At 66.9% G+C, this 15700-nt stretch carries 13 protein-coding genes; 5 read left to right on the top strand and 8 right to left on the bottom strand.

Going from position 1 to position 15700, the window contains the following annotated elements; all coding sequences use genetic code 11:
- The first annotated feature begins 182 nt into the window (after nt 1-182).
- From ACQKLX_RS18745 to ACQKLX_RS18755, 3 genes are all read left to right on the top strand, one after another.
- Nucleotides 183-1766, top strand: a complete 1584-nt coding sequence (locus tag ACQKLX_RS18745; RefSeq protein ID WP_427363067.1) for a hypothetical protein — start codon at nt 183-185, stop codon at nt 1764-1766.
- Between the two features lie 113 nt (nt 1767-1879).
- On the top strand, nt 1880-5443 hold the full coding sequence (locus ACQKLX_RS18750) for a hypothetical protein (protein ID WP_427363068.1): 3564 nt from the start codon (nt 1880-1882) through the stop codon (nt 5441-5443).
- 480 nt (nt 5444-5923) lie between these two features.
- Complete coding sequence (locus ACQKLX_RS18755) at nt 5924-6169, top strand: hypothetical protein (RefSeq protein ID WP_427363069.1); 246 nt, start codon at nt 5924-5926, stop codon at nt 6167-6169.
- A gap of 236 nt (nt 6170-6405) precedes the next feature.
- Here ACQKLX_RS18755 and ACQKLX_RS18760 read toward each other — a convergent pair whose 3' ends face one another.
- From ACQKLX_RS18760 to ACQKLX_RS18785, 6 genes are all read right to left on the bottom strand, one after another.
- Complete coding sequence (locus ACQKLX_RS18760; protein ID WP_427363070.1) at nt 6406-6879, bottom strand: YHS domain-containing (seleno)protein; 474 nt, start codon at nt 6877-6879, stop codon at nt 6406-6408.
- Between the two features lie 20 nt (nt 6880-6899).
- Nucleotides 6900-7385 (bottom strand): DUF6789 family protein, encoded by a 486-nt coding sequence (locus ACQKLX_RS18765; RefSeq protein WP_427363071.1) that lies wholly within the window; start codon nt 7383-7385, stop codon nt 6900-6902.
- A 19-nt stretch (nt 7386-7404) separates the two neighbouring features.
- Nucleotides 7405-8802 (bottom strand): tetratricopeptide repeat protein, encoded by a 1398-nt coding sequence (locus ACQKLX_RS18770; RefSeq protein ID WP_427363072.1) that lies wholly within the window; start codon nt 8800-8802, stop codon nt 7405-7407.
- A 69-nt stretch (nt 8803-8871) separates the two neighbouring features.
- A complete protein-coding gene (locus tag ACQKLX_RS18775) occupies nt 8872-10068 on the bottom strand; it encodes an OpgC family protein (RefSeq protein ID WP_427363073.1) in 1197 nt (398 codons plus the stop codon).
- Nucleotides 10068-11717 (bottom strand): thiamine pyrophosphate-binding protein, encoded by a 1650-nt coding sequence (locus ACQKLX_RS18780; protein WP_427363074.1) that lies wholly within the window; start codon nt 11715-11717, stop codon nt 10068-10070. Before ACQKLX_RS18780 ends, ACQKLX_RS18775 begins: the two co-directional genes overlap by 1 nt.
- A gap of 72 nt (nt 11718-11789) precedes the next feature.
- Nucleotides 11790-12689: a CE1 family esterase gene (locus tag ACQKLX_RS18785; RefSeq protein ID WP_427363075.1), complete on the bottom strand. Its 900-nt coding sequence runs from the start codon at nt 12687-12689 to the stop codon at nt 11790-11792.
- Between the two features lie 104 nt (nt 12690-12793).
- Between ACQKLX_RS18785 and ACQKLX_RS18790 the strand changes: the two genes are divergently transcribed.
- A complete protein-coding gene (locus ACQKLX_RS18790) occupies nt 12794-13429 on the top strand; it encodes a sigma-70 family RNA polymerase sigma factor (RefSeq protein WP_427363076.1) in 636 nt (211 codons plus the stop codon).
- Nucleotides 13430-13504: 75 nt separating this feature from the next.
- Entirely contained in the window at nt 13505-14146 is a 642-nt protein-coding gene (locus tag ACQKLX_RS18795; RefSeq protein ID WP_427363077.1) for an NrsF family protein, read from the top strand.
- A gap of 245 nt (nt 14147-14391) precedes the next feature.
- On the opposite strand, the gene ACQKLX_RS18800 is transcribed toward ACQKLX_RS18795, so the two are convergent.
- Nucleotides 14392-15144 (bottom strand): anti-sigma factor family protein, encoded by a 753-nt coding sequence (locus ACQKLX_RS18800; RefSeq protein ID WP_427363078.1) that lies wholly within the window; start codon nt 15142-15144, stop codon nt 14392-14394.
- Nucleotides 15141-15692: an RNA polymerase sigma factor gene (locus ACQKLX_RS18805; protein ID WP_427363079.1), complete on the bottom strand. Its 552-nt coding sequence runs from the start codon at nt 15690-15692 to the stop codon at nt 15141-15143. The genes ACQKLX_RS18800 and ACQKLX_RS18805 overlap by 4 nt, the downstream gene beginning before the upstream one ends.
- Between the last annotated feature and the right edge of the window lie 8 nt (nt 15693-15700).

A 15700-nucleotide genomic window follows, 5' to 3' on the forward strand; every position in this document is an offset into this window, starting at 1 on the left:
AGCGAGCGCCTCCACCGATCCGCGCGGAGGGCGCAGCGCCGGGCGGGAGGTCAGCATGACGGCATCAAGGCATTGCGCGAGGCGCTGCACGGCAAGGCCTGCGGCACGCCGGCCGGCCGATATGCGGCCAGGCAGACGGGAGGCCGGTCCAGCCGTCGCCCTCATCCGACTGGGAGTAGGACATGCCTGACCTGACTGGCTACGACCTGGTGCTGGCGAGCACCGAGAGCGCCCTGAACAGCAGCATCGCATACGCGAACTTCTGGAAGGTGACGATCAACTGCCAGCTCAATCCCGATGTCTCCGCCGAGCAGTCTCCGGGTCTTGTCGGTGCAAGGATCTCGGCGCCGACGCTTCGGCTCTCCGGAAGCGATCTGGCCAGCAACCAGGCTGCGGTGTCGCTGCTGTTCACTGCCGGATCGCTGCAATATTTCGATGTCGTCCACTACAAGACAATCAGCCAGGATATCGCTGGCTGGACGATCGTCTTCGCGGCCAATATCGGGCAGGGCTCGATCCCGGACAGCGCCGAAATCGGCCAGCTGCCGGTGGAGATTCAGAACGCCCTGTCCAACCAGCGCCTTTCAGTCGGGCAGCTCTTCCTGGAGCTGAGCACGGTGGTCTGGGCGAACGTCACGATCACCGATGCCGACGGCAAGCGGGTGACCGACGCCATCATCACATCGACGCTCGAAACCGCTCTCCAGAGCTGGGCCCAAAGCATCGAGAGCGCCGCGCAACAATGGGTCCTGAACTATGTCGTCACCAGCAGCGGCGGGTCAGGCAACGCATCCGGCGATCTCCTGCCCGATCTGGTCCCGACCAGCTACAACTTCTCGGTCTCGAAATACAATCCGCCCGGGACATATGATGATCTGAGCACCCTGAACTACCTGATGATGACCGACGGCAGGGGCGCGCCAACGGCCAACACCGCCGGGATCTTCGATTTCAACTGGGTCGCAGGCCCCAACACGCAGCAATACCAGGGCGCCGTCGCCATCAACGGCCCCTTGTTCGACAGGGCCTATGTCGAGCCATTGCTGCTGCCGGCGATCGCTGCAGCCGTCAGCGCGACCAACCCGGCGACGACGAGTGCCAGCGGGAACACCGGCAACCCAGGCGTTCCAACCTTCACCAGGACAGGCCCGGGGCAGTGGAGCACGTCCCAGTCCGTCAACCTCTACGGCAACCAGCACGGGGGCAAGGGCCAGAAGCTGGAGGGCCTGGGCCTCCTCCAGGCGGTCTATCAGAACATCACCGAGAAGCTGGACTGCACGGTGACGCTCGATCCGGCCAGCGCCACCTATCATGTGAAGGTCACCTATACGGCGATCACGACGCTCACCGTCGAGTTCTTCGGCTGGGATAAGACCGATTCCAGCTTCAGTGGCGATTATGTCCTTCCCTGGAGTTTCGACGTCCGCCTGAAGGCGAGCAGCAACGGGTCCCTGGTCACCGAGAGCACGCAGGTCCAGCAGGGGGAAGCGTCGAGCAAGACCTGGGGCAACAGCTTCGTCGGAGATATCTGGGCGGCGATCAGCGAGGTCTTCTCGACGTTCCTGAACACCTATCAGGCGCAGTTCCAGGACAAAGCCGCGTCGGTTTCCCAGTCCGCTTTCGCGAATGTCTCCGATGAACTGGAGAGCGCGATGGGTGACATCTCGGCCGCGATCGTTTTCCCGGCAGGAAACCGCTTTGCCTACAAGGGCGTCTGCTTCGATCCGCAGCAGAACCTGGTCGCCTATGTGACCTACCTCAACTGACCGACGGGCTTCAGCCCTCCGCACGGCGCCGAAGCGCAATCGCGCATCGCAGCCCTCCCGGCGCCGGCCTGCCGCGACGCGGCTCGACCACAGAGACCTGGGGAGTTTGACAGATGAGCAAGCCCATGCCCGTCGGCGCGATCGTGTCTAGGACAGACGCCGACATCATGCCGAACTACCGCGCAAGCCGTACGGTGTCGGTCACCCATCCGATCAGCGCCGTTCACGATCGGAACGGAGACCCGGCGGTCTTCTCGATCGGCACCGACGATCAGCTCTGGGTATGCTTCCGCGATCCTGCCCAACCGACCGGCTGGCGACAGGTATCCCTCGGCGAAGGGCTGCCTTCCGATGCGAAGGTGACCGCCTTCGACACGACGCAGGTCTCGACCGGCGAATATGCCGTCGCCCTGGCGCTCGCGCCATCCGGTGACCAGAGCAGCAGCGTCGTCTACGTCTCCGGCTGGTCGGGCAACGATTTCTGCGCCACCGACTGGTCGGCCTTCGCCGGCAGCTGGACCCGGCGCGATCCCGACATCCCGCTGGATGCCGCGGCGCCGGGACACGGAACCAGGCCAGTACAGGGCGCGGTCGCGAAGACCATCCTGATGGGCAATCAGGGGAGCGTGGACAAGCCCGCCGCGATCATCGTGGTCGTTCAGGAGGGCGGTGACGCCAATCATTACTTCGTCAATGGCGACACGTCCTCGGCGCTCTGGTCATGGGCCGTGTATCCGCTGGCGGAGAACCCCGACCGAATCCTCGCTATCGCGTTCGGCCATGTTTCGGCCGGTGCCGGCGTCTTCGGCACCTATGTGCTGTATGAGATCGCCGGGACGAAAAACCTCCATTTCGTCGGAGCCGTTGCCCCCGTGGCGGATCAGCTCCCCTATAATCTGCCGCTTGACGTGGACCCGGCCGCCCAGTGCCTTGCCGCGCTGGCCGACCCGGTCGCACAGCATTACAGCAATCTCTATGTCGGCGGGGCCGCCGGCGTCGACTTCTACCCCCATCAGACGCAAACCCTGAAGGCTGCGGGCGGGGTGCGCATCATCGAGCTAGACGCGGACAATCCGATCGGCGAGATCGCGGTCGCGCAGGATTCGGACAATATCTCGATCTGGATGCTCGCCCCTTCGAAGCAGACCCTCTGGTATTCCACCGGACCGCAACCGAAAGGGAAAGAACCGGGCGAATGGAGCGCCCCGATCGTCCTGCTGCAGCATGTCGCGCATATCAGTGCGCTGCGCCAGCCGAAGCGGCAAGCGAACCAGCTCCTCTGCGCGCTCTCGGACAACCAGCTCAGCTATCAATGGCAGGATCCGGCGACCACCCTCTGGCACAACGTCGACATCCCGCTCGAGGACACCGGCGCGGCCCAGGAATTTCCGTCCTATACCTCGACCATCCATTTCGAGGACGAAGCCCAGAACGTGATGGTCGGCATGCAGGTCGCGGTGACCTCGTCGCAATGGACCTACGCCACGATCAACGGCTACGTCTGGGAGCTATCTCCAGACGCACCGGTCGAGGTCCGGACCGACGCGTTCGGCAACCTGACGATCATCGCGCCGACGCTGACCCTCGGCACGCCGGTCTACCATGTCCAGCCCCGGCCCCAATCCGGATCGGGGGCCGGCAACCTCAATCCGGCCGCCAAGGCGATCCAGAGACTGTCGCAAATCCGGACGGGCGATGATCTGCGCGCCCAGTTTCCCGAGCTCAGCAAGAAGCAGGCTGAGTTCGGCGCGCAGACGATCTCGACATTGACCGCCTATATTGCGGGACTTCCGGCCGATGGCAGCAATGTCGATGGCAGCCAGCCGGCCAGCTCGCTCCCGGACCAGATCTGGGGTGGCGACCTGAGCAGCGGCACGCTGCAGATTCCGACGAGCAACCCCGAAGTGTTGCTGGTATCCGCTCCTGCATCGGTCGGCGGGGCGATGCGCAAGACCGAGTTCAGCGTCATCGACACTGTCGAGGATATCGCCGGCGACATTCTGCAAGCGCTCGAATCCGGCATCGAGGCCATCGGCGAGTTCGTGTTCTCGGTGGCGAAAGGTGTCTTGCGCTTCGCGGTCAAGATTGCCGGCCGGTGTTTCCATTTCGTCGTCAAGTCGATTGCCGCTGCCCTGAAGCTGATCAACTGGGCTCTTCATGTCCTGGCGATCGGCCTGAAGAAGCTCATCAAATGGCTCGGCTTCATCTTCGACTGGGACGACATTGTCGAGACGCACAAGGTGTTCACGAATATTGCCCGGCAGACGATGAAGCAGCTGGAAGGCGAGCTGCCGGCGCTGCAGAGGCGAATGGATGCGGCGTTCGAGCGGCTCTTGCGCTCGATCGATTCAATCGGCGATCACCCGGTGCTTCCGCCCGAATATGCAGCCCTCTCGATCAACCAGGTGGTGACGCAAACAACCGCCGAGAGCGCCAACTCGCAAGGCGTCAACGCTGCGCTCTACAGCACCGGTGGAAGCTTCGCCTGCTACCAGCTCCTGCATGGCGGCATCCTGAACGGCCCGGCGCCGGGTTACGGGACCGGCCCGGAGGCTATCAAGGCCTTCGTCGAGGATACGCTCGTCCCGACCATGAAAGCGATCGCTGACGAGATCGCGGCGGTCGCCCGGACCCTGATCCACGACTTTGAGGCCGGGACGCTGACATTCGGCGAGATCGTCAAGCTGTTGAGCAAGACCCTCGTCGAAACGGTGCTCGAAGCGCTCAAGACGATTGCCGACGGGTTGTTCGCGATTGCGGGGACCTTTCTCGCCTTGCTCGACGAGACCCTGTTCGGTGAAATCGAAATCCCGCTGCTGACCCCGCTCTACGAGTTCGTCGCCGGCGGCAGCAAGATGAGCCTCGTCGACGGCCTCAGCCTGCTGGCTGCGATCCCGACCACGATCTTCTACAAGGTCGTCGCCGGGGAAGCACCGTTCGCGGACGGCAGCTTCGGCCTCGCCAGCGCGAACTCCTTCGACGAGATCATCGCGATTCTCGCAGGCGCCGCGCCGAAGGCTCGCTCGATGGCGATGGCTCCCGGTCAGGCCGAGGCCAAGGAGGACAGCAGCGAGGCTGCGAGAATCTACTCGCAGGTCGGTGGCGCCCTCTCGGTCCTGGCCGGATTCATGGGTGCTGGCCTCACGATGAGCATCGCCCTCAGCGAAGGGCAATTGAAAATCGCCGACACGATGTCTATGGCGATCCAGCTGCTGTACATGGCGAGCACGATTCCATTCGACCAGCCCGACGAGCTCCAGCAAGAGCTGGCGAATGGCGTCTATCTCTGCAACTTCATCGACATGCTGCTGCAAGGCGCGCTCTTCTTCGTTCCGCGCGCAGGCCAGCCTGCGGGATTGTTTGCCAAAGGGGCGTATGACGCATCGATGGGGATCGGCGACCTCGTCGCCTATACGATCGCCTTCTACGACAAGTTCAAGCGGGCAGAAGAAGAGGGCCGCGGTATCGAACTGGCGACGATCGCCTATGTGCAGAATCTTCTGTACGTGATCGGGCTGGAAGCGGGCGCTATCGGGACAATGGCGGGCGACGAGAACCTCGAGGTCGAAATCCCGGCCTATGTGATCTCTGGAGGCCTGCAACTCGTCGTCGCCATAATCGGGCTCACGCGCGCGACTCTCACGATGACGCACGATGTCCGCTACGACGTCATCTGAGCATCTGAGACCGAGCTCCCGGCCGCAGGTTCGGCGCCCTTCGTCCGCAGCTGCGAGAGTTGTCCCGATCGATCCAACACCTGGCGCCCTCATTGCGTAGGCGCGCGAGGCCCGTGCGACTGACCGCCCCGCCCGCCGAGGACGGCGGGGCCGCTTGCGACGGCGCTTCACCGACGAGTGTCGGCGCGGAGCTTTCGACGTTCGGCATGCCGCTGGCTCGAAACAGCTCATTCTTCAGCGATCGCTCCAGGCCGTAACCGCCCCGGCTTCACGGCATGCGGATGCCTGGTTCCGGGCGAGGCGCCAACGTCCACGCATGGCGCGCCACGACGGTCCACGTCTCCGAGCGCCGGCCGCCGGCCAACTCCATCTTGGGCGCGTAGGGCCGGCTACCGGGCAATCTTGCACAAGCGACTCGTATTCCGGCGGTTGGTTCGCTAGCTTGGTGAGAGTGAGGTTGCGTAGCGATGAGGTAGTGTCATGCCGAACGCCGACGCCGTAATGATCTCGTCTTATGAACAGCGAAAGGTTGCTGTGCTGCGAGCTGCACAGCTGATCTCATCATCGAGGGGCTCTGAGGGCGAGCTGGAATTCGAGAGGCTGACCGAAGCTATCGCGGATTTCGATATCCGTCAGGAAGCTCTTGGCTTCGTTGAGATCCCGCCAGCCTTCATGCAGTTCCTGTTCAGTGGGCATCAGAGCCGGGTTTCGAGCAACGGCCGCTGAGACGACGTGGGACGGCGCTCTGTCGCCTCTCTCAAATCGAGCGGTCGGCGCCACCGACAAAGACCCGGCGCCTGCGACCGGGCGCGCGCTTCCTGCTCGTCGAAAAGAGCCTTGCAGGCCGCGGCGTTGCTGTCGCGATCGATCACCGAGGCATGCTTCGTGGCGCGCAGCTCCCCTCGAAAGGGAGGTCATCTTTCTCCGAAGGCCGGCACTGCCGCGAGCCGGAGCCCGGACTGTCATCGGATGTCCTTGGTCGTCAGCCGCGGCCAGTTTCCTTCGGCCCGGGCGATGTAGGTCTTCGTCCGGCCGGCCCAGGTCTCGCGCACGCTAAGGTCGTAGTTGAGATAGAGCTTGCCATCGACGATCGACCAGGCTTCCGGCTCTATCTTGACGAGATAGCCGCGCGAGGTGCCATAGGCGCAGAAGCCGCCATAGGCCGGCAGGTAACGCTCCGGATCGGCCTCGAACAGCGCCTTGTGCTCGGCGCTGGCGAAGCGCCAGGTGGCGCCGCCATGGCGGACCGAGAATTCCGGCCTGCCTTGCCGCGGCCCGCCGTCGCGGAAATAAGCGACGGGGTCGTAGCCACGGATCGCCAGCCCATCCGCGGAACCAAGCGTATTGACCGGGCGGGGCGTTTCCGCCCCGGCTGCGCCTGCCGCGGCAATCAGTGCTGCCGTGGCGAGACCGATGAAACGACGTCTGTCTAGCATGGCCTTGTCCTCTTCCGCGTTCAGGCTCGGCGCGCTTCGAGCGCCTCGAACACATAGGCCGCGAGGCAGCCGTAGATCGCGTGGCCGACGAGGCTCATGACGGAGAGGCGCGGCACGTCGTTCAGCAGGAAGTGCTGCCCGGCCAGGGGAGCGAAGAAGGCGAGCGCGATGAAGTAGGTGATCACGCCCCAGATCCAGCCATCGGCCGGCATGCCGAAGCTCTTCACCCAGCGGGTCAGCACCCAATAGCCAAGCGGGTAGAACAGGAAGCCGGTTACGAAGTGCAGCAGCTTGGCGACCGGCGTCGACAGCGTCAGGCCGAGCTGGTGCGCAAACAGCGACTTCACCAGTTCCGGCGGCTCCAGCGGGTATTCGGCGAACCAGGCGGTCGGCACGGCCGAGAACAATTCCCAGAAGCCGAGGCCAGCGAAGCCGCCAATGGCCAGGTTGATTACGGTGCGGGCGGAGGGCAGCGCGAAGCCGTGGGTCATGGTCGCGGTGGTCATGGCGTGTCCTTCTGGGCGTTCAATGAGCGATGGCGAGCGGAGTGGAGGCGATGGCGAGTGCGGCCAGGCGCCCGGCGCCGCGGCGCTCGAGCAGCGCCAGTCGGCGTGCCGCGAAGAGATTGTCGCCGCCGCGGCGGGCCAGGCGCTCGCCGAGGATATGAGCGGCACGATCGTGCTGGCCGGCGCGGATCAGGCTTTCGGCATAGGCCTGCTCGAACAGGTCGCGCTGGGCATGGCTGCCGCCGATAGTGGTCAGGCCGCTGCGGGCGGCGCCGAGCAGGCGGGCCGCCTCGTCATAGTCGCCTTCGTGGAAGGCGATCAGCCCGAAGGCCGCGAGCGCGCCGTTGCGCGAGGCGTCGCGCCGCTCCCCGCTGGGATGGGACAGTGCATCGTCGATCAGGCTGCGCGCGATGGCCTCGGCGCCATCGGCCTGCCCGGCGCCGAGCAGAGACAGCGCATAGTGCAGGTCGGCGAAGACGAGGCGGCCGTCATGGATGCGCCCCTGCGCCTTGGCGGCGAGCTCGTCCCAGCGCTGGCCGACATCCACACCGGCATAGTCGAGCCGCGCCAGCAGCGAGGCGCCATTGGCAATGTCGCGATAGTCGTCGGTCGGTTCGGCCCGGATCTCCTCGTCATAGAGCCGCAGCACCTCGGCCGTCTCGCCACGCTCGAGCCGGAACAGTGCAAGATGCCAGAGGATATGGAAGCGCAGATTATTGGCATGGGCGATGGCGCAACCGTCGCCAAGCCAGGCGATGCCCTCATCGACGCGGCCCCTCATCTCCAGGACATGGGCGACTGCATGCCGGCCCCAGGCGTCACGCGGGCTCAAGGTCACGGCATGGCGGCCGACGCGCTCGGCCTCGGCATAGAAGCCGCGCTCCTCTAGCGCGAAGGCATAGCAGCCGTTGATGTAACCGGCGAAGGGATGCTGCTCGCCGAAGCCAGGGGCGGCGCGGTGCAGGGTCGCCAGCATCTCCTTCTGATCGCCGAGCATGAAACGGATGCCGTGCGAAAGCTTCAACGCCAGCACGTCGCGGGGATGCCCGTCCAGAATGGCTTCGAGCCGCTGCGCCGCCCGGCGCGGAGCGTCGCCGAGCCAGAGCGCCAGCGCCTCGACGACCATGCTCTCGCGCCGCATGATCGGCCGCTGGCGCATGGCGGAGCGGGCCTTGGCAAGGCAATCACGGGCTGGAGCGACGAGCTCGGCACGCGCCAGCGAGAGCAGCATCAATCCCTTGGCGGCGTGGGCCAAAGCGAAATCGGGATCGGCGACGAGCGTCCGGGCGAGATGCTCGGGCGTGGCGGCGGCATGGGCGAGCAGCGCCTCGAGGGTGTCGTTCCAGGCGAGCCGCGCGGCATCGTTCGCGACGGTAATGCGGTTGCCGGAGATATCGTGATAGGTGGCGTAGGACATGGGCTGCTCCGTTGCCGCGCCGCGAAGGGCGCTCTTCAGGGAGTTCGCAAGAGCGCGATCAAGCGGCGCTCAACTCGCTTCACGGACCCGTGTAGGCAGGGCAGCGCCGAGCGCCGCCTGCTCCTGGTTTTCCGCAGTCGGTTTGCGATCCGGCCCGGCCCAGGGCGCACGCTTGAACCAGCCGACTGCGACCGCAGTGGCGAGGATCAGCGCAAAACCGGTGAGATTGAGCAGGGCCACCAAGGGCTCGCTGCGCCCGGCCATGTCGGCGACCGCACCGAGCAGGCGGGCAAGCACCGCGCTGGCGAGGAAAGCCGCTAGCGACTGCCGGCCGATCAGGACGAGCAGATGGCCTGCGCCGCGATCGAGCCGGTTCCTCCAGGGCTCGATCAGGCTGAGCACCAGATAGGCCAGCACCAGGAAATGCAGCACGCGCAGGATATGCAGGTCGGTCTTCTCACTAGCGGGGAGGAGAAGGTCGCGGGCTGCCTGCGCCAGCGTCCAGCGTTCGAGGATGCCCCAGAAGGATAGCGGCAGCGAGACGAGGAGGAAGAGCGCGGTCGCCAGCATCAGCCGCCGGTCGCCGAGCCGCGGCATCGGCAGCCACTTCATGCCGATGAAGAAGCCGACGAAGAAGATCAACTGCCAGGCGAAGGGATTGAGGAACCAGCCGGCGCCATTCCACGGGTTGCCTGGCAGGTTGATTCCCTTCGTCCAGACTGCAGCGTAGAGCAGCGCGGCGATGAGGAACGGAAGGAGGGGATGGAGGCGCCGGCCCAGCATCATCACCGGCACGAGCGCCAGGATGACGAGATACATCGGCAGGATGTCGAGATAATCCGGCTGCCAGGTCAGCGTGGCGATGCCGAGCAGCGCGTTCGCCGGGTCGGTGAGGAGCGGCGGGAATTGCTCAGCGAGCTCGCTCAGCCCGAAGACGCTGTCCAGTGCCGCGGCGAGCGCGATCAGCGCCAGGACGAGACCGATCTGCGCCCAGTAGACCTGCCAGATGCGGTAGGCGATGCGCGCCGTCCCCAACCAGAAGCCGCGGCGGGTGAAGACGCTGCCGAAGGCCAGCGCACTGGCGATGCCGGAGCAGAAGACGAAGAGCTCGGCACCCGAGGAGAAGCCGAAGCGCGCCGGAATCCAGGCATTCCAGCTGTTCTGCGGCAAATGCGCGACGAAGATGATCAGCATCGTCAGGCCCCGAAAGAAATCGAGCCGCTCGTCGCGCGCTCGTTTCGGCGGGACGGAAGGGAGCGCTGCCATCAGAAGGCTCCCTCATAGCTGCCGGCGTCGATGCGGCAGGCGAGCAGCGTGAATCCGCTGCGGGCGAGAGCGGCTTTCGCCTCGCGGATCAGGGTCTCGCGATCGTCGATCGTCGCGCCATGGCCGCCCATCGCTCGGGCAACGGCGGCGAAATCGGTCTCGCCGATGTCGACGCCGGCGCGCGGCAGGCCGAGCTGGCGCTGCTTCAGCGCGATCAGCCCGAGCGCCTTGTCGACGAGCGCGACGACGATCACCGGCAGGCCAAGGTCGCGCAGAGTCGCCAGCTCGCCGAGCACCATTTCGAGACCGGCATCGCCGACGAAGCAGAGGGTCGGCCGGCCGGAGCCGAGCGCCGCGCCCGTCGCCAGCGGCAGGGCGCAGCCCATGGTGCAGAGCCCGCTCGACTGCAGCAGGAGGCGTGGCCCGCCGCAGCTCCACATCTGGCTGAGCAGGATGCGATGCGCGCCGGAATCGGCGGTCGTGACCGTGCCCGCAGGAGCGACGGCGCGCAGCGTCTCGAAGATCGCATGCTGCCCCCATTCGGCGGGGGCGGCAAAGGCAGCGCGCAAGCGACTGCGGACCATGGCCGGCTCGCCATCGATCCAGGCCGGCTGCTCCGGCTGGGCCTCTGCCAAGGCCGTCAGGGTCGCGCCGACATCGCCTTCGAGCAGCGCGGTCGCGGCATGCATGCCGTGCTGGACGGCTTCGGCGACGATGTCGATCACCGGCTTGCCGGCTGGCCAGGGATTGCGCCAGCCCTGGCGCATCTCGATCGGATCGTAGCCGGCGAGCACGATCAGGTCGGCGGCCTCGATCAGGGGACGCACGATCGCATCGGCTTTCGGCGAAAGGCCGACGGCGCCGATGACGCGCGGGTCGTCTTCCGACACCAGCCCCTTGGCCTTGTAGGTGGTCAACAGTGGTGCACCCGTGCGGGCAAGGAAGCGGTCGAGCGCGGCGGCGCCGCCCTGATCGACGAGGTCGAGACCGGCGATGACCAATGGACGCTTCGCCTCGGCGATCAAGCCGCGAGCGAAGGAGAGATCGCGCGGGATGCCGGGTTGAGCCGCAGGGATGACAGCAGGCGATCGCGGGGCGACACGGGCCTCGGCGACCGAGATCGGCAGGTCGATATGGACCGGGCCGGGCCGCCCGCGCCGCGCAATCGCGACGGCCTTCTCGACGACGAGGTCCTCGGTCCCCGACGCGGCGCGGAAGCTCGCCTTGACCAACGGGCGCAGCACCGCCTGATGGTCGAAGACCTGATGCGTATAGCTTTCGGCCAGGGCCTGGTCGACACAGCCGGTGACGACGATCAGCGGCGCCCGGTCCTGCTGCGCGTTGGCGACGACATTGACCGCATTGGCGACACCGGGCCCGAGCGTTGTGACTAGAACCGGCAGCGCCCCCGTCGCGTGCCAAAGCCCCTCGGCCATGAAACCGGCGGCATTCTCATGGCGCGCCAACTCGAAGCGGATACCGACCCGTTCGAGCGCATCGACCAGCGCCAGCACCTCGCCACCGGGGATGCCGAAGGCGTGGGTCGCACCGGCAGCGGCCAGGCGAACGGCCAGGAGATCGGCGCCGGTCACGAATTGCTCTCCGCCGGTTTCAGCCGGCTCCGCGGCCGCTATCCGTTCGTGACGCATGCTCTCTCTCCGGCTTGCCGCTCTGGCGGCATCACCGGAGAGATCGCGTCGAAGGACGGTTTGGTTACACGATCACGGAGACGTGAGGCCGGCATGCCCGGCTGGTCCGACAGGCGCCTGCGGCATCGCCAGCCGCCAGGCGCGCTCGACCCAGGCCGCGTCGGCAACATGACCGCCGTCGTGCAGGCAGAGCTCCAGCCTGGCCGAGCCATCGCAGCCGGTTGCAAGCCGGCAGGAGAGTTTGCCTGCGGCGATATCGGTACGGACCGTCCCGGCCCAGCCGGCGGTGCAGCCGCCCGGCGCAAGGACGGCAAGGCTCTTGAAGAGATCGCCCTGCCGCGCGCCGGAGCGTAGGGCGCGCCCGGCGATCGGCACCGTCGCATCGCTTACGCCATGGACATGGATCAGCGGCGGGCGCGGGCCTTCGCAGTGCTCGGGTTGCGGTTCCCAGAAGGCGCCGGCGATCGGGGCGAAGGCGGCAAAGCGCGTCGGCATCCGGCAGGCAAGATACCAGACCATCGAGCCGCCTTGCGAAAAGCCGCTCGCCAGGATGCGCCGGGGATCGATGCCGAAGCGCGGCACGGCATCGTCCAGCACCTGCCCGACAAAGGCGAACTCGTCGCGATTTCGGGCGGGCGAGCCGGGATAGGACCATGTGCGCCCGGCCCCGTCGGGTGCGATCAGCGCGACACCGAGCTGCCGGGCGACAGCGGTGAGGGCGGGATCGGCGATCACCTCCTCGGCCGATCCCTGATAGCCGTGGAAATAGAGGATCGCGCCGAGAGGTTCCGACCGCGGACGGGGCGGCAGCAGGATGCGGTAGCGGCCGCTCGCGACCGAGCAACCATCAGCCGTGGGGCAGGCATCGATCGCCGCGCCGACAGCCGTCGGCTGAGCCCGCAATGGCAAGCCGGTGACGATCGCCAGGGTGACGAGGGTGAGGAGAGACAGGAGGAGGCGGACGGGCGCCATGTCGATTTCCGATTCGAGTGCCTGGTCGCGGACCTCGCATACATGCGAGCGTATCGGCGCTTCATCGGCGCTTCAGCGGCCGGTCACGGGCTTGTGAGCCCGCCATGGCCGTGCGACGGATTAAGTCCACCGATCCCGCGGCCTCCCCGAACAGCACGCAAGCCTTGTCGCTCGACGAACTTGAAACGCAGCTTCGGCCTCTCTTCCTCGCAGCGCTTGCCGGCGATGCCGCTGCCTATCGCCTCTTCCTCGACACGATCAGTGTGCGGCTGCGCGGCTATCTGCGCCAGATGCTGGCCCGCGCCGGGCGCAGGGAGGCGAGCGAAGCCGAGGACGTGCTGCAGGAAACGCTGCTGGCGCTGCACCTTTCGCAGCACACCTATGACCGCTCGAGCCCGGTGACGGCCTGGGCGCATGCCATCGCCCGCTACAAGCTCGTCGATCATCTGCGCCGCTCGGGCCGCCATGCCGGCAACCTGCCGCTCGATGACGAGGCCTATCAGCTTGCCGGCCCGGCCGACGACGCAGCCTCGGAAGCCAGGCTCGATCTGGAGCGCGCCCTGGCGGCGCTGCCGGAGCGCACGCGCAGCCTGATCGACCGGGTCAAGCTCCAGGGCGCGAGCGTGGCCGAGGCCGCGCAAGCGGCCGGGATGACCGAGAATGCGGCCAAGGTCGCGATCCATCGCGGCCTGCAGGCCATGGCCAAATTCCTGTCCCGGCGCAGGGAGCGGCCGGGATGATCACCGTGCATGATCCCAAGCACGTAACCTTTCGCCGGCTCGGCGCGAATTCCCTGCCGAGTGGAACCGACAACCATGCAGACCGATGACCTGATCGCCATGATGACCGCCGGCCACCGTTCGGTGGATACCGGCTGGCTGCGCCGCGCGAGCTGGCTTTGTGCCCTGGCAGCGCTGGCGCTCACCGCTCTGCTGGTTCTCCTCGCCTTGGGTCCTCGCCCGGACCTCGCCAGCGCCTGGCTGACGCGGCCCGTGATCGCCAAGGTACTGCTCGGCGCCAGCGTCGCGAGCATCGCGCTCGTGCTGTTCCAGCGCAGCCTTCGGCCGGGGCTGAAGCCGGGCAAGTACCTGCCGCTCGTCGCCATCCCGGTCGCGCTCGTGGTCGCCTGGGCGCTGACCACGCTCTCCCAGGCGCCCGCCGAGCAGTGGAGCGCGCTGGTCTTCGGTCGCCATTGGCGCGCCTGCCTCGTCGCGGTGCCGCTCTATGCGCTGCTCCCGCTCGTCATCCTGCTCGGACTGGCGCGCCGCGGCGCACCGGTCGACGGCAGGCTAACCGGAGTCTGCGCCGGCCTCGCTTCGGCCGGGCTCGCTACGGTCGCCTACAGCCTGCACTGCCCGGACGATACCGCGCCGTTCCTTGCGACCTGGTACACGATCGCGATCGCGATCGTTGCGGCGTTCGGTGCTCTTGCCGTTCCGCGTTTCCTGCGTTGGTGAGACGCGGCGCTTTCGACGCGCCGAAACCCGCAAGGGCAAACATCCGAATCCCAAAGGGGGACGAAGGACCCTTCCAGCGCTGGTGCACACCGTGTCGAAAGACAGTGGATATCGCTGCTCATCAGCCAAAGCATCGGCCCGCAGGATTGCCGTCTCCGCCAAATTCCCTGCGCTCGCAGGATTGCCGCTCTGTCACCCTCGTCCTGCGGCGGAGAGCAAGCCGCGAAGCCACCGCCGGCACCGGATTACTTGCCGCCGCCGAGCAGCCGGCGTTCCTCGTCGGGCGACACCAGCTCTGCGCCGCGTCCATTGAGAAACGCTTCGGCACCGGCATCGCCGCTTGCCGGTGCATAGCCGGCTGCCGGGGCCGCCTTGGCGGCGAGGAATTCCGTGCGCCAGTTGCCGCCGTCACGGCAATCGACCGCGTCCCAGCCCGGCTCAGTGGCACGCGCCAGCGTGTACTCCCGGCAGAGCCGTCCGTCGCCGAGCTTGTGAGAGGCGATCACGCGCAACTTGCCGCCCGGCAGGGTTGCTTCACCGCCGCTGGCCGTCCGCGACAAGGCTGCATCGATGCCGTCGCGGGAGAAACCGGCCAGCGCTATGCCAGCACCGGACCGCCCGGCGCCGCCCGCAAGGTAGCCCGCCAGCCCGCCGGCCACGAACAGGAAGCTGGCAGCCAGCGGCAGGGCGAGACGCGGCCAGCGACGCGCCGGAGGAGCGTCCGGAGCAGCCGGCTTTCCGCCTGCGATCACCGAGAGGCGCGGAGCAGCCGGCGGGCTGCCCGCCCCAGCAATGGCCGCCGGGAGATGGTCCGGAACCGCTTGCGCCTCCGCTCTCTCCCCTTCCAGCAGGAAGCGGGTCTCCGCCAGGATCGCGAAGCGTTCCGCGAGATCGGGATCGGCGACGACGAGCGCATGCAGGCGCTCGGCCGCGTCGGGCGCCAGCTCGCCATCCGCCAGCGCCATCAGCTCCTCGTCGGTCACAGCGCGTTTCGTCATCTCGGTTCCATTCCCAATCTTCGGGCCAGGCCAAGGCGGGCGCGCGACAACCGGCTCATCACCGTCCCGATCGGGATCGAGAGCCGGTCGGAGGCGTCGCGATAGCTCAGGCCATCGACACAGACGAGCAGCAGCAGGTCACGCTGCTCGGACGGCATCTCCTCCAGCGCCTGCTGGACCGAGCCGGCGGTCAGCGCGCTCTCGGTGACCTGCCTGCCATCCTCGCCCTGCAATTCCGGATGCAGCTCCAGCGCCTCGCTGGCGCCCTCGCGCTGGCGCTTGCGCAACTGGTCGATCCAGAGGTTGCGGGCGATGCTGAACAGCCAGGCATCGAGCCGCGTCCCCTCCTGCCATTGCGCCTGCGCACGCAGCGCCCGTTCGCAGGCGGCCTGCGCCAGATCCTCCGACTCGCTGGCCGAGCGTGTCAGCGTCATCGCGTAGCGCCGCAGGCGCGGCAGCAGCGCGATCAACTCCGTGCCAAAGGGCGAGGATGCCGCTGCCTGCGCAGGAGCAGCATACCCAGATGGATTGGTGCCGATCTCAGGCATCGCCGTGA

This window comes from Allobosea sp. NPDC003192 (assembly GCF_050275675.1).
Taxonomy (GTDB): domain Bacteria; phylum Pseudomonadota; class Alphaproteobacteria; order Rhizobiales; family Beijerinckiaceae; genus Allobosea.

Coding starts and splice junctions, on each gene's coding strand:
- ACQKLX_RS18745 (WP_427363067.1), top strand. CDS start 183: ATGCCTGACCTGACTGGCTACGACCTGGTGCTGGCGAGCACCGAGAGC.
- ACQKLX_RS18750 (WP_427363068.1), top strand. CDS start 1,880: ATGAGCAAGCCCATGCCCGTCGGCGCGATCGTGTCTAGGACAGACGCC.
- ACQKLX_RS18755 (WP_427363069.1), top strand. CDS start 5,924: ATGCCGAACGCCGACGCCGTAATGATCTCGTCTTATGAACAGCGAAAG.
- ACQKLX_RS18760 (WP_427363070.1), bottom strand. CDS start 6,879: ATGCTAGACAGACGTCGTTTCATCGGTCTCGCCACGGCAGCACTGATT.
- ACQKLX_RS18765 (WP_427363071.1), bottom strand. CDS start 7,385: ATGACCACCGCGACCATGACCCACGGCTTCGCGCTGCCCTCCGCCCGC.
- ACQKLX_RS18770 (WP_427363072.1), bottom strand. CDS start 8,802: ATGTCCTACGCCACCTATCACGATATCTCCGGCAACCGCATTACCGTC.
- ACQKLX_RS18775 (WP_427363073.1), bottom strand. CDS start 10,068: ATGGCAGCGCTCCCTTCCGTCCCGCCGAAACGAGCGCGCGACGAGCGG.
- ACQKLX_RS18780 (WP_427363074.1), bottom strand. CDS start 11,717: ATGCGTCACGAACGGATAGCGGCCGCGGAGCCGGCTGAAACCGGCGGA.
- ACQKLX_RS18785 (WP_427363075.1), bottom strand. CDS start 12,689: ATGGCGCCCGTCCGCCTCCTCCTGTCTCTCCTCACCCTCGTCACCCTG.
- ACQKLX_RS18790 (WP_427363076.1), top strand. CDS start 12,794: ATGGCCGTGCGACGGATTAAGTCCACCGATCCCGCGGCCTCCCCGAAC.
- ACQKLX_RS18795 (WP_427363077.1), top strand. CDS start 13,505: ATGCAGACCGATGACCTGATCGCCATGATGACCGCCGGCCACCGTTCG.
- ACQKLX_RS18800 (WP_427363078.1), bottom strand. CDS start 15,144: ATGACGAAACGCGCTGTGACCGACGAGGAGCTGATGGCGCTGGCGGAT.
- ACQKLX_RS18805 (WP_427363079.1), bottom strand. CDS start 15,692: ATGCCTGAGATCGGCACCAATCCATCTGGGTATGCTGCTCCTGCGCAG.